The following is a 22,758-nucleotide window of genomic DNA, read 5'->3' on the forward strand; positions in this document are numbered from 1 at the left end:
GATATTATTAAAAAATTAGATAAAGTAAAAACAGAATTACTTAACTTCTTCTCATTCTTAAATAAAGAGAAAAATGATGTAACTTTACTAGATATAAACTCAAAAGATGAGTTTGGAGAGATGGCAATAGTTATAAATGAGAATATTGCAAAAACTAAAAAATTAATAGAAGAAGATGTAGCATTAATAGAAGATGCAAAAGTAGTAATGAGTAGAGTAAATAATGGATGGTATGGACAGTTTATAGAGAAATCAACTTCAAATGCTTCATTAGAAGAGTTTAAAAATAATGTAAATAAAATGATAGATAATACAAAAAATAGATTTGTACATGTAAATGAAGTATTAACTAGTTATTCTAAAAATAATTTTATACCAGTTTTAAAAATGGAAGCAAATGATGAAAGAGGTGGAGTATTTGAAACTTTAGTAAATGGATTAAATACTTTACAACAAACATTGACACAAATGCTAGTAGAGAATAAAACAAATGGATTAACATTGGATAAAAGCTCAAATGTATTATTAGCAAATGTAGATAAATTAAACCTAAGCTCAAATGAAGCAGCAGCAAGTTTAGAAGAGACAGCAGCAGCATTAGAAGAAGTAACTTCAAATGTAAGAAATAATACACAAAATATAGCACAAATGGCAAAACTATCAACAGAAGTAACAGCTTCTGCAAGTCAAGGTGAGAAATTAGCAAATGAAACAACAGTTGCTATGGATGAAATAAATAATCAAGTTAATTTGATTAATGAAGCAATAGGTGTTATTGATAATATAGCATTCCAAACAAATATCCTTTCTTTAAACGCAGCTGTTGAAGCAGCAACAGCAGGTGAAGCAGGAAAAGGATTTGCAGTTGTTGCAGGAGAAGTAAGAAATCTAGCATCTAGGAGCGCTGAAGCAGCAAGAGAAATAAAAACAATAGTTGAAAATGCAACAAGTAAAGCAAATCAAGGTAAAAGTATCGCAACAAATATGATAGAAGGATATAAAGAGTTAAATCAAAATATCTCTCAAACAATAAGCTTGATAAGTGATATACAAAACGCAAGTAAAGAACAATTGCTTGGAATTGAACAAATAAATGATGCAGTAACACAATTAGATAGACAAACACAACAAAATGCAATGATAGCAAGTCAAACACATGATGTAGCATTGATAACAGATGAGATATCAAAACTAATAGTAAGTGATGCAGATTCAAAAGAGTTTGTTGGTAAACATGATGTTAAAGCTAAAAATGTAAATGTTGGAACTAATAATAAACAAATACATGAAGTAGAGAAAAGAACTGTAACACCAACAAAAAAAGATACAAAAGTAGTATCATCTAAAACTAACGACAATGAATGGGAAAGCTTTTAGGCTTTCTCTTCTATTTGAATAAGTTTATTCAAAATCCATTCTAGCTTGAGTTTGTCCTGTTGTTCCAAATTCATTATCTATTAAATTTGCAATAGTTTTAAAATCAACTCCTTGAACTTCTTTTAGGCTTTTTAAAATCTCTTTTTTACCACTTATTAATTCTTTTGATTTTATTCCATGAGAGATAGATAAACTAGCTTCTACAAAAGCAGAAAGTTTATCACATTGTTTTAATGCAAGACCATCAATCGCTTCATATTTATCAATATTATATTTTGAAATATCATCAACTATTTCTATTTTTCCATCAATTTTTATTTTATTTGCAAACTCTTCTTTTATTCCATCATAAATACCTAAAATATATGAAAATTCATCTCTTATATTTTCAGGAATATTTGGTAAAATAGCATCTTCTATTTTTTCAACTTCATACTCTGCAATAATTTCAGATAACTCATCAACACTATATTTTACAGGACTTATTATATCTCTTGTTAAAGCTTCAGGTAAATCGTGAAATAAAGCTGTAAAGAAGTTGTTTTGTAGTCTTTTATCACAAGCTTTTACTTCAAGACTAAAAAAATATGAAAAAATAGCAACTGTTAACATATGTCCTAAAACTGAAGTTTCGGGAATCCTTGGAGTTTGTGCCCATCTTTTTTGAAATCTTAATCTTCCACTTAAATCTACAATTTTTGATAGTTTTTTATTTAAAGCTATTTTTCTAACAGCAATTAATTCATAATAATCTTCAAGTTCTTCATCTACACTTTTTTTTACATCTTCAATATCACTTAAAAATTGACTTGTTTGATAAACTATTGAAAATTCCCATTTTGTAGCAAGATATGAAGCTGCTTTTAAGATAAATCTCTCTTTTTTATAAATTTCAGGATTGTTTAAAAACTCTTCAAATTTTTGTAAAAATACACCATTGTCAATAGTTTCAATTGATGGCTTTAATTTTGAAATAACCCACGAATTTATCTCTTTTGATTTTTTTTGTAAAGCTTTTCTAAAAACATCTGGTCTTATATCAGTTACAACTACTCGTCTTAAAAACTCAAAAATACCAGCCTCTATTAAGTGTGTAAAATTTATATCATTTTCAAATTTTGCTATAAAGTATGCGATGATGAATTTATGAGCTTGTTTATCAAGCTCTACTAAATCTACCATTCTTGGATAGTCATTCCATCTTTGAATAGAAGCACTTGAAAAAATATAATCTATAATCTTTGGATTTATCAATTTTTATCCTTTTTATTGTCATCAAAAAACATCATTTTTTTACCAAGTAGCATTAATCCTACAATAACTAACATCATTAAATATACTTGCCAATCACTCATAAATATGCCTTTTAAATTTGTTTTGATTATCTCATAATATTGATAAATAGGCACTTATAATATGAATGGCATTTTTTATGAAAAAAGATTGATAAATAATTATTATGGATAGAAGATGATTTTTTAGTAATTTATATTGATGATAAAGTGGAGCATAAAATTATGCTCTACAACTTCCCATTTTTCCTAAAGCATTTATTTTAGCAACTCGACCTTCGTGTCTTCCACCTTCAAATTCTGCTTTATCCCAAGCTTTTATAATAGCTTCAATCATACCTTCGCCACTTACTCTTTCACCTAAGCAAATAACATTTGCATCATTGTGTTTTCTAGCCATTCTTGCACTATATTCATTGTGGCAAAGTGCTGCTCTTATCCCATCAAATTTATTTGCAGCCATACTCATTCCCAAACCTGAACCGCAAATTAGAATTCCCATAGTTCCTTCATTTTCAAGAACTTTTTTACATACTTTTGATGCATAATCTGGATAATCAACTCTATCTTTATTAAATGGTCCTAAATCTTCTACTTGATGTCCTCTTTGCTCAAATAAATCTTTTACAAAAGCTTTAATCTCAATTCCTGCATGATCTGCACCTATAAAATATTTCATTAGTAGATTCCTTCTTCATGATTAATTTGAGTGTTTGCATCAATATTTTTTTCTAGACTATCAACAGATTTGAATACTCTATCCCATCTAATTTTATAATCATCATCCCATGAAAAATAGATAAACCAAGGTTTCCCAACTATATATTTATATGGAACTGTTCCCCAAAATCTTGAATCATTTGAGTGATCTCTATTATCCCCCATCATAAATGTTTCATCTTCTGGAATAACAATTGGATGCATGTTAAATAACTCTTTTGGATTATATCCATTGTTTGTAACACTTGGATCTGTGTGAATTCCTGGATGCTCTTTTTTATATGGATCAACAACCCAAAGTTTATCATCAATTTCTACAATATTTTCAGCAGGATAATTAGCTTTTACAAACTCATTTCCTTCTTTAGGATGTAAATATAAGTGTTTATCTTTAAGTGCAACAATATCTCCACCAGTCGCAACTGCTCTTTTTACATAGTGAATTGACTCATTATGCGGATATCTAAATACTACGATATCACCACGTTTTGGTCTTTCTCCTTCTATTAAATGTCCATTATCATTAAAATCTGGAAGAACTTTAACTTCTAACCAAGGAATTCTTGGTGTTGGTATTCCATAAGAAAATTTTTTTACAAAAAGCATATCTCCAACTAAAAGCGTATTTTTCATACTTCCACTAGGAATTACAAATGCTTGTGCGATAAAGAAGATAATTGCAAGAACAATTACTATTGTACCAGTCCAAGAAGATGACCAGTTATAAACTTTTTTTAACATCTATTTTCTCTTTTTTCTCTTAATTTAGAAGCTTTTATTGTATTTTTTAAAAGCATTGCTATTGTCATTGGACCAACACCACCTGGAACTGGAGTTAAAAAAGAACATTTATTTTTTAATCCTTCAAAATCAGCATCACCAACAAGTTTTCCTGTATCAAGTCTATTTATACCAACATCAATTACTATTGCTCCATCTTTTACCATATCTTCTTTTAAAAGGAAAGGAACACCAACAGCAATTACAACTATATCAGCTGCTAATGTATGAGCTTTTAAATCTTTTGTTCTACTATTACATACTGTAACTGTTGCTTTTGCGTTTATTAAAAGTGAAGCCATTGGTTTTCCAACAATATCGCTACTTCCAATAACAACTACATTTTTTCCACTAAGTTCTATACCATACTCTTCGAACATTCTCATAACACCAAATGGAGTTGCAGGTAAAAATGCATCAAGATTTGAAACCATTCTTCCTACATTATATGGATGAAATCCATCAACATCTTTTAATGGATCAATAGCTTCTAAAACAACAGTTGTGTCAATTTGTTTTGGAAGAGGTAATTGAACTAAAATACCATCAAGTTTTGGATTTTTATTCATCATTGCTATTGTTTGAAGTAGTTCTTCTTGAGTAATAGTTTCTGGCATTTTATGAACTACTGAATAAATTCCAGCATTTTCACATGATTTTGCTTTGCTAGCTACATAAGTTGCACTTGCTGGGTCATTTCCAACTAAAATAACTGCAAGCCCTGGAGTTATCTCTTTTTCTTTTACTATTTCTTCAACTTCTAGTTTTACTTCTGCTTTGATTTTTTCAGATAATGCTTTTCCATCTAATAATATCATTGGATTTACCTTATATTTTTGATTAATTAAGGTTAATATAATAGCTAAATTTGAATTAATCAAGAGTTAAATAAAAACTTCAACAAATATTTAGTTAAATTAAAATATAATCCCGACTCAATTTAAAATTAAAACAAAGGAATCGTTATGTTAGAGGGTATCATCAGAGATAGTATGACAAAACAAGCTACTAAAACTTTAAGAAGAGAAGGATATTTAATCGCAAATATCTATGGTAAAGGTTTAGAAAACGTTGCTGCAGCATTCAAAAAAAATGAGTTTATCAAATTTTTAAGAAACAAAGAAACTTTAGCATTTGATGTTAAATTAGGTGGAAATGTATTAAAAGTTGTAGTAAAAGAGTATCAAAAATGTCCATTAACTTCAGAGTTATTACACGTTGATTTAATGGTTGCACAAGCTGGAGTTAGAACTTCTTATAGTATTCCAGTTAAAGCTGTTGGAACTGCAAAAGGTCTTAAAAATAAAGGTCTTTTAATGGTTCATACAAGAAGAATTCCTGTAAAATCAACTATTGAAAATTTACCAAATGAAATAGTTTTAGATGTTACAAATTTAGATACAGGTGACAATATTTTAATTAGAGATATTCAATTCCCTGCAAATGTAGATTGTTATTTAGACCCAAGAGTACCAGTTGTTGGTGTTATTAAAGCTAAATAATTAAAACTATGTATTTAATTGTTGGTCTTGGAAATATTGGTGAAAAATATCAATATACAAGACATAATGTAGGTTTTTTAGTTATCGATGAGATGGCTAAAAACTTACAAACTTCAAACGTAAATAATTCAAACTTTCAATCAACATTACTTAAATCTGGTTATAACCTTTTTGCAAAACCAACAACATATATGAATAATTCTGGTGTTGCAGTTCATAGTATAAAAGAGTATTATAAAATTGATTTAGAAAATATTATTGTAATTCATGATGATTTAGATTTACCATTTGGAACAGTTAAGTTTAAAATTGGTGGTGGTCATGGTGGACATAATGGTTTAAAATCTTTAGATTCTCACATTGGAAAAGATTATATTCGTGTAAGAATTGGTATTGGAAAGCCACAAAATAAAGATGATGTTGCAAATTTTGTATTAAGTGATTTTTCAAAAGAAGAGTTAAATAAATTAGAAGATATAATAAAACATACTATAAATGCAATTGAAGCACTTAAAACTGCTGACATTGATGAAGTAAAATCTAAATTCACATTGAAGTAATCATGAGTATATTAAGCAAGTACATTTTAAAAAAATATTTAATTAACTTTATAATAGTTTTAATTTCATTAGAACTTTTTTTTGTTGGAATAGATTATTTACAAAATTTTAAAAATATTCCTGCTTCTGCAAACTTACAGTTACTTTATATTTTATATAATAGCTTTTTTACTTTAACTTTAGCCTTGCCTTTATCGATAGTTTTTGGCTGGATTGTAACTTTAGTTTTATTTATTAAAAATAATGAATTTGTAGCTTTTAATGCGCTTGGTGCAACAAGAAAAAATATTTTTATGCCAGTTGTTATTGTCTCAATATCTTTATTAATTACTTTGATTTTTTTACAAATGACACCGTTAGCTTACTCTTACGAACAAAAAAGAAAAATATTAAATGATGAATATTTCTCAAATACAAAAAGTGATATTTTTTTAAAATATAATGAATACTATGTATATTTTCAAAAATTATTACCTTTAGAAAAAAAGGCAGAAAACATTCATATTTACAAAGTTAAGGGCGATAATTTAGTTGAAACAATTATTGGTGAAAAAGCATACTTTCAAAATGATAAATGGTATGTTGTTGATGTAAAAGTTATAAATAAACCTGAAAATATAGATATTAATAACTCAAAACTTGATGTTAGATATGAAAAATTTTTACATACATTAGAAGGTTTTAAACCAAAAATTTTAGATAATGTATATGAAAGTAAATCAGATTTTTCTATTATGGATGCAGTATCAGCTTTAATTTTATTAAAAGATCAAGGCATGAATACTCAAAAAATAAGAACTATTTTATATAATCAATTAATTATTCCATTTTTTGTAATTCCTATCCTTATTTTAGTCTATTCATTTGCTTCATTAAATAGTAGATTTTTTAATATGGCAAAATTTGTATCCTTTTCAATTTTTGGAACATTGATTGTATGGGGATTTTTCTTTTTAGTATTTAGACTTACAAGTTCTGGTACTGTTATTCCTGAAATATCTATGCTTTTAACTATGTTTATTTGGGTAATTTTTTCTATTTACTTTTATAATAAAAAGATAAATTCTTAAAAGGCTAAAAAATATGGCATCTTTGGTTAAAGCTTATGGAATCGTTCCTTATTATGTAAAAGGGGATGATATAAAGATATTATTGTGCAAATCTGTAGCAAGTAAAGATAGATGGGGCTGCTTAAAAGGTACAAAAACTAGAAATGAAACTGCATATGAGTGTGCAAAAAGAGAATTCTTTGAAGAGAGTTCAATAAGTGTTGATGTCGCACTATTTGAAGAGTATTTTGAACAATTAAATGATGATAAAGATGTTGGAGTTTGGTTAGTAAATTTTAAAAATATAGAAAATATAGAAAAATATTTTATAAATGATACTTTAAAAGAACAATATTTATCTTGGGAAAATTCAAAAGTAAAATTCTTTTCTTTAAATAATCTTCCTAAAATAAAAAAGAAACAGCAAGATTTAATAAATGAAATTAAGGATTTTTTGAAAAGTAAGAATCTACACCATTAGCAATACCATTTGCTAAAAGTTGTTGATAATCTTTTTCATAAAGTCTTCTACTCTCTTCAGGGTGAGAAATAAATCCAACTTCTATTAAAATTGATGGCATTTGAGCTCCAACTAAAACCCAAAAAGGTCCTTCTTTTACTCCTGAATCATTTACATCTTTATACTTTGTTCTAGCTGCTTGTAACAAACCAGATTGAACATCTATTGCAAACTTATGAGAAGCTGTTATTCTTGGACGATTAAGGCTTTCTAAAAATGCACTTTTTGATGATTCATTCATCTCTCTAATATCATCTTTATTTTCTAAAGCAGCAACTTTTTTTGCTCTTTCACTTCTAGCAGGACTTAAGAAAAATGTCTCAATACCGCTTGTACTATTCGCTTTTTCTTTTGGCATAGAGTTTGTGTGAATAGAGATGAAAAGGTCTGCATTTTTTTCATTTGCTAAAACTGTTCTATCCATAACTTTAATAAAAACGTCTGTACTTCTTGTAAGATATACTTTGTAACCTCTTTGTTTTAAAATTGATTCTAAATATTTTGCTACATTTAAATTTATAACTTTTTCATATCTTTTATTTGGTCCTACTGCACCAACATCATCACCACCATGACCAGCATCTATAACTATAGTTTTATTTATACTATTTTTTGGAGTTGTAACTTTTGTGGGAGTTGTTGTTTTAGTAGTTACTTCAGAATTTTGTTTTGAATTTGTTTTATTTTGAGATGAAGTTTGTTTAGGTTCATTTTTTATTTCTTGTTTAGAAACTTTTTTATTTGAGCTATTTCCATTTACTATTATTATAATTTGTCTTTTACTTATTGTATATGTTATATTTGGGCTTGTTTTATTAGAAAAAACAATTCTTAAAACATTTGGTTGATTTTGTCCTACAACAATATTTTCGACTTCATCTAATGATAATTTTGTATTAACAGCATCTTTAAAATAACCATTTATATCAAAAACATCTCTATAAGATGGGTTAGGATTTAGTTTAAAGTATTTCACATCGTTCTGGCTAATATCAACATTAAAATCAATTACAACTGTGTTATTTGAAGTATAAACAGATTTTATAGAATATAAAACATTTTGTGAGTTTTTTTTCTCTTCAGATTTTGTTTGTGATTGTACATTTTGAGTTTGATTTGATTTTGTACTATTCTTTGTAATAGGTTTCCCTAAATTTTTAGATCTTAAAACTTCAAGTTTTTTTTCATCAGGACGAGTATCTTTTTTTAGTTTTTTACCTAAATCTATGATTTTTTGTAGTTCTGTTATTTTTTCATCATCATTATCTTTTAGTGATGCTTTTAGAAAATCTATTTTTGCATCACGGTACTGCTGCTCAAGACTAGTATTAGCCGCTGAGAAGAGTAAATTAAAAGAAAAGATAAGGAGAAAAAAAAATCTCAAAATTTTTACTCTCCTTTAACTAATTTTTCCATTAGTTCTTTTACAGAAATTATTTTATCTATTTTATAGCCATTTGAACCAGAAAAGAATAAACCAGTTTCAACATCACCTTGATATGCTGCACCCAATCTATCTGCTATACAGTAACCAACGATTTTTGCTTCATGTCCTCTGTTACAAGGTGCAACACAATTAGAAACACATTGAACTTTTGGAGCTGTGTGGTTTTCTATTGAAAATTGTAGATTTGTTCTAACTCCTCGTGCTGGAAGACCAACCGGAGATTTCATTAGTTGAATATCATCTTTTTTTGCGTTTAATAAAACTTGTTTAAATTTTGCATCTGCATCACATTCAAATGTTCCTATAAATCTAGTTGCCATTTGAACACCAACACAACCAAGACCTAAGAATTTATCAATATCTTTTTTGTCCCAAATTCCACCAGCTGCAATAACTGGAATATCTCCCCAATTTTTAGCTTCTTCAATAACAGGAGGAACAATATTTTCTAATTGAAACTCTTCTTTATAACAATCTTCATACTTAAATCCTTGATGCCCACCACTTAAAGGTCCTTCAACGATTACTGCATCAGGAATTTTATTGTATCTTTGCCATTTTTTACAAATAAGTTTTAAAGCTCTTGCGCTTGAAACAATTGGAACAAGTGCAACGTCTGGAAAATCTTTTGTAAATTCAGGCATATTTGTAGGAATTCCAGCTCCTGTAATTATGATATTTGCTCCTGCTTCACAAGCATCTTTTACTACTCTTCCATAATCATTTATTGCATATAAAATATTACATGCTAGAGGAAGTTTTCCACAGATTTTTCTTGCATTATCAAAAATCTCTTTTAATGCATCTTTACTATAAAAGTTTATTACATCTTTAGGTTTATCTCTTTTTGTAATTATGTGAACTTTTTCACTTAAATTTTTGTAATAACCAGTACCAACAGCAGAGATTACACCAAGACCACCTTCTAAACTAACAGTTCCAGCTAATTGATCCCAACTTATTCCTACACCCATTCCACCTTGAATAATTGGATGCCTTATTTCATATTTTCCTATTTTCACAATTAGCCCTTCTTATTTTATTAATATCTTAGCGAAACTTTTTTTACCTTTTTGTAAAATATATTCACCTTTTTCTAAAATTAGTTTATCATCATTTATTTTTTCTTGATTTATAGAAACTGCATTTGCTTTAATATCTCGTCTTGCTTGAGAAGTTGAATCTACTAATTTTGAATCAACTAAAGCTTGACAAATCCAAATCTCTTTTTCAAAGTGAAACTCTTCTATCTCTGTTGGAATATCTTTTTTTGCAAATACTTTTTCAAATTCATCTTTAGCTTTTTCTCCAAATCCTGCTCCATGAAATCTATCAACAATTTCCATTGCAAGTTCTTCTTTTACTTTTTTAGGATGTTTTGAACCATTTTCTACATTAATTTTTAATTCTTCAATCTCTTTTAAAGATTTTGATGAAAGTAGTTCATAATATCTCCACATAAGTTCATCAGAAATTGATAAAATCTTTCCAAACATATCAAAAGGTTCATCTGTAACACCAATATAGTTACCTAAAGATTTAGACATTTTTTGAACACCATCCAATCCTTCTAAAATTGGCATCATTAAAACAGCTTGTTGCTTTTTAGAGTTATATGCTTTTTGTAAAGTTCTTCCCATTAATAAATTGAATTTTTGGTCTGTTCCACCTAACTCAACATCTGAATTTAATGCAATTGAATCATACCCTTGAAGTAATGGATATAAAAATTCACTTACTGCTATTGGAGTATTTGAACTATATCTTTTTGAAAAATCATCTCGTTCTAACATTCTAGCAACTGTTAAATTTGAAGCTAAAGCTATAAGTCCAGCAGTTCCTAATTCATTTAACCATGAGCTATTAAATACTACTTGTGTTTTATTTTCATCTAAAATTTTAAATACTTGTTGTTTATATGTTTCTGCATTATTTAAAACTTGTTCTCTACTTAATACTTTTCTAGTTTCACTTTTTCCTGTTGGATCACCAATTGTTGCAGTAAAGTCACCAATTAAAAACTGTACAATTCCACCAAATTTTTGGAAAAGTGCAAGCTTTTGAATTAAAACTGTATGTCCTAAGTGAATATCTGGTGCAGTTGGATCAAATCCTGCTTTTACATAAAAATTTTCACCAGTTTCAAAATATCTTTTTATTAATTTTTCTATTGCTTCAAAATCGATAATTTCTGCAACTCCTCTTTTTATCTCATTTAATGCTTCTAAAACTCTATTATCCATTGTTTTTTAACCTTTAAATTATTTGTTATAAGCATCTTTTTTTGAAAAGAACTCTATAACTTTTATTCTTTTTTCTACAATTTTTTTTACTTCATCAATATTTGATTTATTTGTTTCAAACTCTATTTCACAGTATTGAATATATGTATGCTTTTGTCTTCCAAATGATACTCCCAAAATATAAAACTCATTTTGAGAAAGATAAGTGAATATTCTTGCTAATTCACCTCTAGTATTTGGGATACTTATTAGCATTTTGTACTGATAAACACTATTTTTAGTCCATGTACAAAAGAGCATTTGTTGATTTGTTTTTATTCTATTGTAAGCTTTATCACACATTTTGTGATGAATAATGGCTTCGTGACCATTTCTAAACGCAACAATATCATCTCCAAATTTTGGATGACAACAATGGTCAAATGATACAGAATTTATACTGAAATTAGAGTATATTAGCATATTATCAAATTTAAATTCTTTTATTTTACTTGTTAAAATTTTAAATCTAGCCATCAAACCTTTATCTTTTGCTATCTTTTTTTCAAGTAATAATTTTGTGTGTTTAAAAAAGCTTAAGACAGTTGGAACTTTATATAAATTTCCAATAGGAAAAGTGTCAGTTATACTTTCATAATATCTTGAAAAAACAGTATTTATTATATTTTTCCCTGATAATTCATCTATCTCTTTTTGTCTTTGAGTACAAAGTATTTTTATCTGTTTTTTTGCTCTTGAAGTTTTTACCATTTCCATCCAAGAACATCTTACAACCACTTCTTCTCCAAGTTCAATTTGCACGATATCTGTACTTTTTAAAACAGTTAATAGAGGTTTTTTAATTTTATTTATATAACAAGAAATAGCTTTTTTACCTATGTTTGTATGTACTGCAAAAGCAAAGTCATAAGCAGTTGAACCAACAGGAAGAATAAAAACTTCACCTTTTGGTGAATATACTATTATTTCATCATTAAATAAATTTTCTTTTGCATCAGCGTAAAATTCTTCGATATTTTCATTTGAAAATTCTAGTGATTTTAACCAATTAAGATTTGTTGAGTTTTTCACACCAGATTTATATTGCCAATGAGCCGCAATTCCATATTCTGCAACGCTATTCATATCAAATGAACGAATTTGTATTTCATAAATTTTAGAGTTATAAAATACTGTTGTATGAATTGTTTGATAACCATTTTCTTTAGGTGTTGCAATATAATCTTTAAATCTTGAAACTAAAGGTTTAAATTCAAGATGCATAAATCCTAAAACTTTATAACAATCTATTGGAGTTTCAACTAAAATTCTAATAGCAAAAAGGTCTAAAACTTCGTCAATAGAAATACCTTTTCTTTGCATTTTTAAGTAGATTGAGTAATGGTGTTTTATTCTTGAGTAAATTTTTATTTTGTCTGCTTCAAAGCCATTTTTTTCTAAAAGATTTTTTGTTGTTGCTATAAAATTATTAAAGCTAAGTTGCATAGAGTGTTCATGTTGCTTTAAAAAATCGTCAATTTTTTTGTATTCATCAGGGTAAATATAAAAAAATGCTAAATCTTCAAGTTCATTTTTTAAAGTTGAAATTCCTAGTCTATTTGCAATAGGAACATAAACTACTAAAGTTTCTTCAGCTATTCTTCTTTGTTTATGGTCTGGTAAAACACTAAGTGTTAGCATATTATGAAGTCTATCACAAAGTTTTACTATTAAAACTCTTGCATCATCAATAGACGCAATTAACATTTTTCTAAAAGTTAAAGCTGAAGAGATTATTTTTGAGTTAGTTGCATCTTTGGGAGTTACAAATTCGTGTTCTCGTATTTCAACTATTTTTGTAAGACCATCAACCATATGGGCTATATCGCTACCCCATTTGTCTTTTACAAAATCTAAAGTGTAAGAAGTGTCTTCTACAACATCATGAAGTAGGGCAGTTGCAATAACTGCTTCATCTTTTGAAAAACTAGCAGTTACACAAGCAACCAATATTGGATGAACACAGTAAGGTTCACCGCTTTTTCTAAATTGACCTTCATGTGCTTCTATTATAAAATTTATTATTTCATAAAGTTTTGGTGAAATATCAATCAGAGTTTTTAATTTGTTTATAGCATCTTCAACACTGTTTATATGTTGAATTTCTTTAAAAAATTGATTCATAAATTTTCAGATAAAAATATTAAATTAGCAAACTTATTTTTTATCAACTAAACCTTCAATTTTTAAAAGACCAGCAGCAATTTCATCTATTGCGATATCTGTATATTTCATTTTTTGAGTGTTTTGCTCTAAAAGTGGTTTTGCACCTTTACTTAATTCATCTGCTCTTTGACCTACTGCAATTGCTAAAATATATCTATCATTGTCAACTTGTTTTAAAGCTTTTGAAATTCTTTCTTCTAATCTAATCATAATTTTTCCTTTAATTAAATATCTATTTTACTATAGAACACTTACTATAATCACCTTTTACAATTCGTAAAAGATTACCTTTTTCATTCATGTTTGTAACAGCTATTGGAAGTTTATTGTCTTTTGCTAAAGCAATTGCCGTATCATCCATAACTTTGATTTGATCTTCTAATGCTCTATCATAAGATAAAGTTTCAAGTTTTTGTGCATCAGGATATTTCATTGGGTCTTTATCATAAACACCATTTACTTTTGTAGCTTTTATTAACATTGAAGCACCAATTTCTGTTGCTCTTAAAGTTGCACCAGTATCTGTTGTAAAATAAGGATTTCCAGTTCCTGCTCCAAATATTACAACTCTTCCTTTTTCAAAGTGTCTCATAGCTTTTCTAACTATGAATGGTTCTGCAATTTGTTCCATTTTTATGGCAGTTTGTAATCTTGCACTAAGACCTTTATACTCTAAGGCTTCTTGCATAGCAACACCATTGATTACTGTTCCAAGCATTCCCATATAATCTGCACTTGTTCTTTTTATAACACCATCAGCAGCAGCTGTAACACCTCTGATTATGTTTCCCCCACCAATAACAATGGCAACTTCAATACCATTTTCAACTAAACTTTTTATCTCTTCAGCTATATAATCTAATATTTTTGTATCAATACCATAACCCTCTGCACCAGCTAATGCCTCACCAGAAAATTTAACAAGTACTCGTTTGTTCATCTACTTTTTTCCTTCAATAATTTTTGGATTTTATCTAAAAAAGTATTAACAAAAACTTAGCTTAATGCCCATTCATAAAAAGGAGTAGCAATTATTTTGATTTTTGGGTCAGAAATTTTTTCATTATTTGAAATAGTGATTATATTAATTTCTTCAATATCAAATTCAAGTGCATTTTTTATAATCTTTTTGATTAAAGAGGCATTTAAAAATGAGTTAAAAAAAGGAATAGATATAATGGCAAGTTTTTTTGATTTTATATAAAAATCAATATTATCAAGATAGTAAATATCTTCATATTTATTGATTAATTCCAAAAAAATCATATTTGAAAATTCATTTTTAAATTTTTTTGTGTGAGTAATCGATTTAAAAAATGAAAAATTGTAACAAAAAATTTTTTTAGCAGATTTTTCTTGGTTATATTTTGGTAAAAAATATATTATTTTATTCTCTTCAAAATTTTTGCAAACTTCATAGAATTTATCTTTTGAAACTTTTATTTTAGTTTTCAAAGAGTTAAATAATTGAAAAAGAGACTTCTTTTCGTCAATATTTTCTATTATTATTTTTAGTATTTCATAAATTGTTTCATCTTTACAAGATAATTTTATAATTTCTTGTAATCTATGGATTTTTTTGTATTCATCTAAATGGATAATTTCAGGTAGATTACCAAATTTAAGATAGTTATTAAAGCTTTGAGTGATATTTTGGTATTTATTATCATGAAGTAAATATTCTTCAAAATCTAAAGCTGTTAGATTTATAGTTTCAAAACCTTGAATCTCTTTTGGATACATTGTTGATATTATAATGTTTTCACATTTAGGAATCAAAAATTGGAAGTCAAAATTTTCTAAAACTAGAGTTTTAATTTGGTTATTTTTTATAAATTCTTCTAAGTCATGTGATGTTAAGTTTTCATCATTTCTTAAATCAGAAAAGTCAATATACAGATACTCTTCACTTTTAAAATTTGATAAGAAATCATAAATTAAGAAACTTTTACCAGTTTTGGGAGCACCATATAGTATGGTTTTTGGATTTGTAATTTTTACTTTTCTTTCAATAAAATTTATTTTAGAAAAGTGTATTTCATAACAAGATTCTAAAATATTCATTTTTTATTTTGTATTAAATTTATTGCTTCTTTTATTGCATTTATGTAACTTTGAGTGTTTACATTTTCATTTTTATAAGCTATATTAAATGCTGTTCCATGGTCAACAGAAGTTCTAATAATAGGTAAATTTAAACTTACATTAATGCTTTCTTCAAAATATAAAGCTTTTAAAGGAGCAAGTCCTTGATCATGATACATAGCAACAAAATATTTAAAGTTTTTTCTTGAAAGCGGTGAAAAAACAGTATCTGGAACCATTGGACCTTTGAAAATGTCTTTTTGAAAATATTTATTTGCTTTTTTTATTGCTTTAAATATTTCAACTTCTTCATCTCCTAAAACACCATTATCACTTGCATGCGGATTTAATCCAAGTACAGCAATATTTTCAGATTTTACATTTTTATAAAAATCAATTAAAAACTTTGTTAAATCTTCTTCATTTATTTTTTTTGGAACTTTTTTTAATGCGATGTGTTCAGTGAAAAGCGCTACAAACATTTTTTCACATCCTAACATCATAATTGCATGTTTTCCAAAATAATCTCTTAAAACTTCAGTATGACCTTTGTATTTTATATCTGCTTTATTCCAAGACTCTTTATTTATAGGAAGTGTACAAATAGCATCTACTTCTTTTTTATTAGCTAAATTTATTGCATCCATAAAAGAATTGAATGAGTATTTCCCTGATTTTTTTGAAACTGTTCCAGGTTTGATTTCAAAATCACCTTTTGTTTTAAATAATTCAAAATTTTCTGGAATTCTTATTTTTAATAAGCTTGAAGCTTGAGTTAGCATTTTATTATTTATACAATAAATTGGTTGGCAAATTTTAGAAATTTGATTATGACATTTTAGAGCAATTTCTATTCCAATACCATTTAAATCACCAATGCTTATAGCTATTTTTGGTAATTCTTTAATCATTTTTTATTAACTCTTTCATATCAATAATAGCTTGTTTTAAACCTGTAAATACTGAACGAGCGATAATACTTTGACCAATATTTAACTCTTCAATTTCAGGAATTTTTGAAATAAGTGTAACATTTTGATAATTTAGTCCATGACCAGCAGCGACTTTAAGTCCTAACTTTTTTGCAAGTTTTGAAGAAGTTTCTATCTGTTTTATTGATTTAGAAAGTTTTGTTTTTAGTTCACTTTTACTTAGTTCTAACTCTTTTATAGAATGGTGAGTTGAAGCTAAATTTGAATAAAGCATTGCATAAATATTAGCAAATGTTCCTGTATGAAGTTCTATCCATTCAACTTCAAGTTCTTTTGAAAGTTCAATTATTTCATCTTTTGGGTCAATAAAAAGTGAAACTTCAATTTCATTTGCATGAAGTTTATCTATTACTTTTTGAAGTTTTTCAAAGTTTCCTTTTATATCAAGACCACCTTCTGTTGTTACTTCATTTCTATTTTCAGGAACTAAAGTTGCTCTTGAAGGTTTTAATTTACAAACAATATCAATAATATCACTATTTATTGAACATTCTAAATTTACTGGAAGTGATGATTGTTCTATAATTGCTTTTGCATCATTATCATGGATATGACGTCTATCTTCTCTTAAGTGAATAGTTATTTGCTCTGCACCACTTAATTTACAAATACTTAAAGCATCTAATGGATTTGGATCATTTATCTTTCTAGCTTCTCTTAAAACAGCTATATGATCAATATTTACACCAAGTAACAAAGTAATCCTTTATGATAAATCTTTTAATGTTGCAATGTTTGCAGCCAATTTATTTTGAACTTCTAAATATTCAAGTTCTGGTATTGAATCAGCAACAACACCCGCTCCTGCTTGGAAAATAACACTATCTTTTTTAATCATAGTTGTTCTAATCGTAATTGCGCTATCCATATTTCCATCAAATCCAAAATAAGCGATACTTCCTGAATAAAAACTTCGTTTAATACCTTCATAATAAGCAATTAATTCCATAGCTCTAATTTTTGGAGCTCCTGTCATAGTTCCAGCAGTAAATGTTGCCATAAATAGATCAAACATATCGTATTTATTATCAATAATTGCTTCAACATCTGAAACCATATGCATAACATGAGAATATCTTTCAACTCGCATTAAATCAGTTACTTTTACACTTCCTGGATGTGCAACACGACCTACATCATTTCTTCCTAAATCAACAAGCATCAAATGTTCCGCTTTTTCTTTTACATCATTTGATAGCTCATTTTCCATCTGTAAATCTTTTTCTAAAGTTTTTCCTCTTTTTCTTGTACCTGCAATTGGTCTTAATAGAATATGACCATCTATAAGTCTTACCATAACTTCTGGTGAACTTCCTGCAATACAGAACTCTTCAAATTCTAATAAATATAAATAAGGACTTGGATTTTTACTTCTTAAAACTCTATAAAAACTAAGATTATCAACAATTGCTTTTTGAATAAATCTATTTGAAATTAGAATTTGAAATATATCACCAGCTTTTATCATCTCTTTTGATTTAGCAACTTTTTCAAAAAATTCTTCTTTTGTAAAGTTAAATTTTCCTTCATCTAAAATAGTAGCTTTTTTAATTGGTAAATAGTTGTAAGAGCCAATTAATAAATCTTCAATTGTTTTTAATTCATCTTTTTTTGATTCAACAGATGTTAGTAAAACAAGTTTTGATGTTTTATGTGAAAAAGCTAAAATAATATTTGGACGAATCAAATCTAAATCAGGAATTTCAATTTGATCTTTTAGATTTTTCATATAGGCATTTAATTTAGGTTCAAACTCTTTAGCCATGTCATAACCAACATTACCTATAAATCCATCAATTAATCCAATACCTAATTCTAAAGCTTTTTCTTTATATATTTTTTTGTCAAAATTTTTATAATATTTTTGTAGAAATCTCAAAGGATTAGACTCTACAACTTCAACTTTTCCTAGTTCATTTTTAAAATAGCAAGTCTCATTTTCATACCAAACTCTTTCTCTTGCACCAATAATTATATAAGAATAATTTCCATCGCTTGCACTCGAATTTATTGTACTTTCAAATAAAAAAGTAATCTCATCTTTATAAATAGATTTTATTCTTTCATAAATTGAAACTGGAGTAAATTGGTCTAAAAAAAGCTCTTTGCTATAAAAATTCATAATTTCTCTTTTAATATTTAACTACAAAAGCACTTGTTACATTTAGTTTCTCTTTTATAGAAGAAACACTAGAAGCTGCTGTTGAACTTGATGAATAAGGACCAATTAGAAGTTTATTGTACATTGTACCTTTTACCTCTTCTTGAATAACTTTATACTTAAATCCTTCTTTTGTAATGCTATTTAAATAACTTTCACTTGGTCTTTTAGAAAAAGCACCAATTTGTACAAAATAACCATTTGCTCCTGATGAAAAGTTTTGAGCAGTTGATGATGAAGTTGAATTTCCTTCAACTAAATCTTTTATAGATTTTTTTGATTCAGTTTTTGCAGTAGGAGTTTTTTGAACAGTTTCCTCTTTTTTATTTGCTTTTTTTTCTTCGATTTTTTTGATAGTATCATCCATTTCTTGATTTGAAATAGAGTTTTTTGCTTCAGCTTGATAAGTTTCATTTACTGAAGGAGTATTTGCTTGATTTGTTTCAGCAATTGCATTTAATTTACTATCAGTTGAAGTAGCATTTGGTAATGGAACCATAGTTTCATTTGACTCTTTTCTTGCTCTATCTGTATCAACTATTTTTTGATAATTTGCATCAATTGCATTACTATTCTCAGATAATGTTCTCATTTCTGAAGAGTTATTATTTGATGTAAATTGATCTTCTTTTTTTGAATCGCTTGTTAAAAGACGGATTATAATAATAGTTAATAAAAATAATACAACAAGTAAAATACCTAAAATTAGGTATTTTTTCTTATTATCTTCGCCTGTTGTTCCAAAAGTTGGGTTTTCTAGCATAATATTATCAAATTCATGAGGTTCATCTTCAAATTGATTATTCATAGAATTTCTATTTAGGTTAATTGAAGGAGTCTCTTCTTCAATATTTCTATACGCGTTATTAAGATTATTTCCCAAATTAATGCTATTAATCGATATTCTTGATTCATCAAGTTCTGTTAATTTTCGTTCTAATTCTTCTTTTTCTTGTTGAAGTTGAACTTTCTTTAAAAAATCTTCACCTTTTATTTGCATAATATATCCTTATTTGTTAAAGCCTTTAATATGAAGCTTGATTATAAATAACAAAATTGCTAGATAATTCCTCTAACTCTTTGCTAATCTTAGCTTGTAAACTAGTGTTATTTATGTCATCTAATACATCACATATTTTGTTTGCTATTAATTCAAACTCTTTTTCTTTCATCCCTCGTGCTGTTAATGCTGGAGATCCTATTCTAATCCCTGATGTTACAAATGGACTTCTTGTCTCTCCTGGTACTGTATTCTTATTTACTGTAATACCAGCATTTCCTAAAGCTGCATCTGCATCTTTCCCTGAAAATGGTTTATTTAAAAAACTTACTAATACTAAGTGATTATCTGTTCCACCACTTACTATATCATATCCTCTTTTTGTTAGAACTTCTCCTAACACTCTTGCATTTGCTTTTACTTGTTTTGCATAGTCTTTCCATTTTGGATCAAGTATCTCTTTAAATGCTACTGCTTTTGCTGCTATTACATGAACAAGTGGTCCACCTTGAAGTCCTGGGAAAATAGCTGAGTTTATTTTTTTAGCTATCTCTTCATCATTTGTCATTATCATACCACCTCTTGGACCTCTTAAAGTCTTATGAGTAGTAGTTGTAACTATATGTGCATGAGGAAATGGACTTGGATGTTCATTAGCTGCTACAAGACCTGCAATATGTGCAATATCTGCAAATAAAATAGCACCAACCAAATCTGCTATTTCTCTAAATCTTTTGAAATCAATTTCTCTTGCATATGCAGAAGCACCACAAACGATTATTTTTGGTTGAACTATTTTTGCTATCTCTTCAACTTTATCATAATTAATTCTTCCATCAAGTTCAACTCCATAATAGAATGCTTGATAATTTTGTCCAGAGAATGATGGTTTAGAACCATGAGTTAAATGTCCACCATGAGATAAATCCATACCTAAGATTTTATCACCAGCTTTTATTAATGCAGCATATACTGCTCCATTTGCTTGGCTTCCTGAGTGTGGTTGAACATTTGCATATTTACATCCAAATATTTCACAAGCTCTATCAATTGCTAATTGTTCTACTTTATCAGCTTGTTCACATCCTCCATAATATCTTTTATATGGATAACCTTCTGCATATTTATTTGTAAATACACTTCCCATTGCTTCCATTACTGCTGGAGATGTGAAATTCTCACTTGCTATCATCTCTAAGTGAGTTGTTTGTCTTTTCAACTCCTCTTCTATGATATTATATACTTCTACATCTGCCTCTTTTAACTTCGCTTCTGTTATATATCTCATCTCTTTCTCCTTTTTATTTTTCTTCTGAATATAAATCTATTTCTTGTTTTATTGGTTTCATTGCTGGAAACAATAAAACATCTCTAATTGAGTGTTCATTTGTTAGCATCATTACAAGTCTATCAATACCTATTCCTTGACCAGCTGTTGGAGCCATACCATAAGATAAAGCATTTACAAAATCTTCATCCATTTCATGTGCTTCATCATCACCAGCTTCTTTAGCAGCAATTTGTCCTTCAAATCTTTGAAGTTGATCTATTGGATCATTTAACTCACTGAAAGCATTAGCAATCTCTTTTCCTGCAATAAATAACTCAAATCTATCTGTTAAATGAGGTTTTTCATCACTTCTTCTTGCTAGTGGTGAAATTTCAACTGGATACTCTGTAATAAATGTTGGATTTATAAGTTTTGCTTCAACAAACTCATCAAACAATTCACCTTGAAGTTGACCAAGATTTAAATTAGCATTAGCTTCAAGATTATTAGCTTTTAAGAAAGCAAGAATTTTATCTTTATCTTCAACTATATCTTGTGGAACACCACCAATTTCATATAAAGATTGAATTAGTGGAATTTCACTAAATTTATTAAAATCAATTTTAAATTCTCCATAAGGAAGAATTGTTGGTAAATTTAAATTTTCAAATAAATATTCAAAATACTCTTTTGTTAAAACAATTAAATCTTTATAAGTTTTATATGCCCAATAAAATTCAATTGAAGTAAATTCAGGATTGTGTGTAGCATCCATTCCTTCATTTCTAAAGTTTCTATTTATTTCAAAAACTGCTTCAAATCCACCAACTATTAATCTTTTTAAATAAAGTTCTGGTGCAATTCTTAAAAATCTATCAACACCTAAAGCATTGAAATGAGTAACAAATGGTTTAGCATTTGCTCCACCTGCAATTGGGTGCATCATTGGAGTTTCAACTTCTAAGAAACCTTTGTTTTCAAAAAATCTTCTAGTTAAACTTATAACTTTACTTCTAATATGAAAAGTTTTTCTCACTTCACTATTCATAATTAAGTCTAAATATCTTTGTCTATATCTTAACTCTTTATCTTGAATTCCATGGAATTTTTCAGGAAGTGGAGAGATTGCTTTTGTAAGGATTTTTAAACTATCAGCATGAAGTGAAAGCTCACCGTGTCCAGTTACAAATGGATAACCAGAAATTTCTATAATATCACCAACTTCAATATTTTTTTTGAAAACTTCATTATAAAAATTTTCTGGCAAGTTATCTCTTGCTACATAAATTTGAAGCATTCCGCTTTCATCTTCAATTTTTAAAAAACTTGCTTTTCCCATTAATCTAAAAAATTTAATTCTACCTGCAACTGTGTAGTTTCGATTTTCATCTCTTTTTTCTTCTAATTGAAAAATATCACTATTTACATTTAGATATTTTGAAATAGTACAGTTTCTTGAGCTTTCATTTGAGTATGGATTAATTCCATCTTCTCTTAATTTATTTGCTTTTTCTATTCTTTGTTGTATGTATATATTCTCAAACAATTTTAAAAT

The 22,758-nt window shown here is 27.6% G+C and carries 21 protein-coding genes and 1 pseudogene; 5 read left to right on the plus strand and 17 right to left on the minus strand.

All coding sequences use genetic code 11. The annotated features are described in order from the left end of the window. Window positions 1-465 precede the first annotated feature (465 nt). Window positions 466-1,377 (plus strand): annotated as a pseudogene (locus CKV87_RS11820) (methyl-accepting chemotaxis protein); the annotation flags it as partial. Between the two features lie 24 nt (window positions 1,378-1,401). Here CKV87_RS11820 and CKV87_RS03175 read toward each other — a convergent pair. The 4 genes from CKV87_RS03175 to folD all read right to left on the minus strand — a co-directional run bounded on the left by CKV87_RS03175 (window position 1,402) and on the right by folD (window position 4,987). Then, window positions 1,402-2,631, minus strand: coding sequence for an HD domain-containing protein (locus tag CKV87_RS03175; protein ID WP_004510687.1), 1,230 nt, complete (start codon window positions 2,629-2,631; stop codon window positions 1,402-1,404). A 261-nt stretch (window positions 2,632-2,892) separates the two neighbouring features. After that, the gene (rpiB, locus tag CKV87_RS03180) at window positions 2,893-3,348 is read right to left on the minus strand and encodes a ribose 5-phosphate isomerase B (protein ID WP_012012410.1); all 456 of its coding nucleotides are present in this window, start codon (window positions 3,346-3,348) and stop codon (window positions 2,893-2,895) included. Further along, on the minus strand, window positions 3,348-4,130 hold the full coding sequence (lepB, locus tag CKV87_RS03185; protein ID WP_012012411.1) for a signal peptidase I: 783 nt from the start codon (window positions 4,128-4,130) through the stop codon (window positions 3,348-3,350). The genes rpiB and lepB overlap by 1 nt, the downstream gene beginning before the upstream one ends. Further along, the gene (gene folD, locus CKV87_RS03190) at window positions 4,124-4,987 is read right to left on the minus strand and encodes a bifunctional methylenetetrahydrofolate dehydrogenase/methenyltetrahydrofolate cyclohydrolase FolD (RefSeq protein ID WP_004510693.1); all 864 of its coding nucleotides are present in this window, start codon (window positions 4,985-4,987) and stop codon (window positions 4,124-4,126) included. Before folD ends, lepB begins: the two co-directional genes overlap by 7 nt. A 147-nt stretch (window positions 4,988-5,134) precedes the next feature. On the opposite strand from folD, the gene CKV87_RS03195 reads away from it, so the two are divergent. The 4 genes from CKV87_RS03195 to CKV87_RS03210 are packed head-to-tail and all read left to right on the plus strand — an operon-like array spanning window position 5,135 to window position 7,761. Beyond that, on the plus strand, window positions 5,135-5,671 hold the full coding sequence (locus CKV87_RS03195; RefSeq protein WP_012012412.1) for a 50S ribosomal protein L25/general stress protein Ctc: 537 nt from the start codon (window positions 5,135-5,137) through the stop codon (window positions 5,669-5,671). Between the two features lie 8 nt (window positions 5,672-5,679). Further along, window positions 5,680-6,231, plus strand: a complete 552-nt coding sequence (gene pth, locus CKV87_RS03200; protein WP_012012413.1) for an aminoacyl-tRNA hydrolase — start codon at window positions 5,680-5,682, stop codon at window positions 6,229-6,231. A gap of 2 nt (window positions 6,232-6,233) precedes the next feature. Then, window positions 6,234-7,301, plus strand: a complete 1,068-nt coding sequence (locus CKV87_RS03205) for an LptF/LptG family permease (protein ID WP_012012414.1) — start codon at window positions 6,234-6,236, stop codon at window positions 7,299-7,301. 13 nt (window positions 7,302-7,314) lie between these two features. Further along, window positions 7,315-7,761: an NUDIX domain-containing protein gene (locus tag CKV87_RS03210; protein ID WP_012012415.1), complete on the plus strand. Its 447-nt coding sequence runs from the start codon at window positions 7,315-7,317 to the stop codon at window positions 7,759-7,761. Here CKV87_RS03210 and CKV87_RS03215 read toward each other — a convergent pair. From CKV87_RS03215 to lysS, 13 genes are read right to left on the minus strand one after another with little or no spacing between them, the layout of a single operon-like run. Continuing rightward, window positions 7,724-9,184: an N-acetylmuramoyl-L-alanine amidase family protein gene (locus CKV87_RS03215; protein WP_012012416.1), complete on the minus strand. Its 1,461-nt coding sequence runs from the start codon at window positions 9,182-9,184 to the stop codon at window positions 7,724-7,726. The genes CKV87_RS03210 and CKV87_RS03215 overlap by 38 nt on opposite strands. Before the next feature lie 5 nt (window positions 9,185-9,189). After that, window positions 9,190-10,269 (minus strand): nitronate monooxygenase, encoded by a 1,080-nt coding sequence (locus CKV87_RS03220; protein WP_041644888.1) that lies wholly within the window; start codon window positions 10,267-10,269, stop codon window positions 9,190-9,192. 12 nt (window positions 10,270-10,281) lie between these two features. Continuing rightward, window positions 10,282-11,490: a tyrosine--tRNA ligase gene (gene tyrS, locus CKV87_RS03225; protein WP_012012418.1), complete on the minus strand. Its 1,209-nt coding sequence runs from the start codon at window positions 11,488-11,490 to the stop codon at window positions 10,282-10,284. Between the two features lie 18 nt (window positions 11,491-11,508). Beyond that, on the minus strand, window positions 11,509-13,653 hold the full coding sequence (locus tag CKV87_RS03230; RefSeq protein WP_012012419.1) for a RelA/SpoT family protein: 2,145 nt from the start codon (window positions 13,651-13,653) through the stop codon (window positions 11,509-11,511). A 33-nt stretch (window positions 13,654-13,686) separates the two neighbouring features. Continuing rightward, window positions 13,687-13,905 carry a DNA-directed RNA polymerase subunit omega gene (locus CKV87_RS03235; RefSeq protein ID WP_004510702.1) on the minus strand — a complete coding sequence of 73 codons (219 nt, stop codon included), beginning with the start codon at window positions 13,903-13,905 and terminating at the stop codon, window positions 13,687-13,689. Between the two features lie 22 nt (window positions 13,906-13,927). After that, window positions 13,928-14,635, minus strand: coding sequence for a UMP kinase (gene pyrH, locus CKV87_RS03240; protein WP_004510703.1), 708 nt, complete (start codon window positions 14,633-14,635; stop codon window positions 13,928-13,930). 56 nt (window positions 14,636-14,691) lie between these two features. Further along, entirely contained in the window at window positions 14,692-15,759 is a 1,068-nt protein-coding gene (locus tag CKV87_RS03245) for an ATP-binding protein (protein WP_012012420.1), read from the minus strand. After that, entirely contained in the window at window positions 15,756-16,691 is a 936-nt protein-coding gene (pdxA, locus tag CKV87_RS03250; RefSeq protein WP_012012421.1) for a 4-hydroxythreonine-4-phosphate dehydrogenase, read from the minus strand. The genes CKV87_RS03245 and pdxA overlap by 4 nt, the downstream gene beginning before the upstream one ends. Further along, entirely contained in the window at window positions 16,684-17,469 is a 786-nt protein-coding gene (locus CKV87_RS03255) for a pyridoxine 5'-phosphate synthase (RefSeq protein WP_004510707.1), read from the minus strand. The genes pdxA and CKV87_RS03255 overlap by 8 nt, the downstream gene beginning before the upstream one ends. A 9-nt stretch (window positions 17,470-17,478) precedes the next feature. Further along, the gene (locus tag CKV87_RS03260; protein ID WP_012012422.1) at window positions 17,479-18,894 is read right to left on the minus strand and encodes an anthranilate synthase component I family protein; all 1,416 of its coding nucleotides are present in this window, start codon (window positions 18,892-18,894) and stop codon (window positions 17,479-17,481) included. A gap of 10 nt (window positions 18,895-18,904) precedes the next feature. Next, entirely contained in the window at window positions 18,905-19,933 is a 1,029-nt protein-coding gene (locus CKV87_RS03265) for an SPOR domain-containing protein (RefSeq protein WP_012012423.1), read from the minus strand. 25 nt (window positions 19,934-19,958) lie between these two features. Further along, window positions 19,959-21,221, minus strand: coding sequence for a serine hydroxymethyltransferase (locus tag CKV87_RS03270; protein ID WP_012012424.1), 1,263 nt, complete (start codon window positions 21,219-21,221; stop codon window positions 19,959-19,961). 13 nt (window positions 21,222-21,234) lie between these two features. After that, window positions 21,235-22,749 (minus strand): lysine--tRNA ligase, encoded by a 1,515-nt coding sequence (lysS, locus tag CKV87_RS03275; RefSeq protein ID WP_012012425.1) that lies wholly within the window; start codon window positions 22,747-22,749, stop codon window positions 21,235-21,237. Between the last annotated feature and the right edge of the window lie 9 nt (window positions 22,750-22,758).

Source organism: Aliarcobacter butzleri (genome assembly GCF_900187115.1).
GTDB classification, from domain to species: Bacteria; Campylobacterota; Campylobacteria; order Campylobacterales; family Arcobacteraceae; genus Aliarcobacter; species Aliarcobacter butzleri.

Excerpts from the sequence above, each read along its gene's own strand:
- rpiB (WP_012012410.1), bottom strand. The coding sequence starts at position 3,348 with ATGAAATATTTTATAGGTGCAGATCATGCAGGAATTGAGATTAAAGCT.
- lepB (WP_012012411.1), bottom strand. The coding sequence starts at position 4,130 with ATGTTAAAAAAAGTTTATAACTGGTCATCTTCTTGGACTGGTACAATA.
- folD (WP_004510693.1), bottom strand. The coding sequence starts at position 4,987 with ATGATATTATTAGATGGAAAAGCATTATCTGAAAAAATCAAAGCAGAA.
- CKV87_RS03195 (WP_012012412.1), top strand. The coding sequence starts at position 5,135 with ATGTTAGAGGGTATCATCAGAGATAGTATGACAAAACAAGCTACTAAA.
- pth (WP_012012413.1), top strand. The coding sequence starts at position 5,680 with ATGTATTTAATTGTTGGTCTTGGAAATATTGGTGAAAAATATCAATAT.
- CKV87_RS03205 (WP_012012414.1), top strand. The coding sequence starts at position 6,234 with ATGAGTATATTAAGCAAGTACATTTTAAAAAAATATTTAATTAACTTT.
- CKV87_RS03210 (WP_012012415.1), top strand. The coding sequence starts at position 7,315 with ATGGCATCTTTGGTTAAAGCTTATGGAATCGTTCCTTATTATGTAAAA.
- tyrS (WP_012012418.1), bottom strand. The coding sequence starts at position 11,490 with ATGGATAATAGAGTTTTAGAAGCATTAAATGAGATAAAAAGAGGAGTT.
- CKV87_RS03230 (WP_012012419.1), bottom strand. The coding sequence starts at position 13,653 with ATGAATCAATTTTTTAAAGAAATTCAACATATAAACAGTGTTGAAGAT.
- CKV87_RS03235 (WP_004510702.1), bottom strand. The coding sequence starts at position 13,905 with ATGATTAGATTAGAAGAAAGAATTTCAAAAGCTTTAAAACAAGTTGAC.
- pyrH (WP_004510703.1), bottom strand. The coding sequence starts at position 14,635 with ATGAACAAACGAGTACTTGTTAAATTTTCTGGTGAGGCATTAGCTGGT.
- CKV87_RS03245 (WP_012012420.1), bottom strand. The coding sequence starts at position 15,759 with ATGAATATTTTAGAATCTTGTTATGAAATACACTTTTCTAAAATAAAT.
- pdxA (WP_012012421.1), bottom strand. The coding sequence starts at position 16,691 with ATGATTAAAGAATTACCAAAAATAGCTATAAGCATTGGTGATTTAAAT.
- CKV87_RS03260 (WP_012012422.1), bottom strand. The coding sequence starts at position 18,894 with ATGAATTTTTATAGCAAAGAGCTTTTTTTAGACCAATTTACTCCAGTT.
- CKV87_RS03265 (WP_012012423.1), bottom strand. The coding sequence starts at position 19,933 with ATGCAAATAAAAGGTGAAGATTTTTTAAAGAAAGTTCAACTTCAACAA.
- CKV87_RS03270 (WP_012012424.1), bottom strand. The coding sequence starts at position 21,221 with ATGAGATATATAACAGAAGCGAAGTTAAAAGAGGCAGATGTAGAAGTA.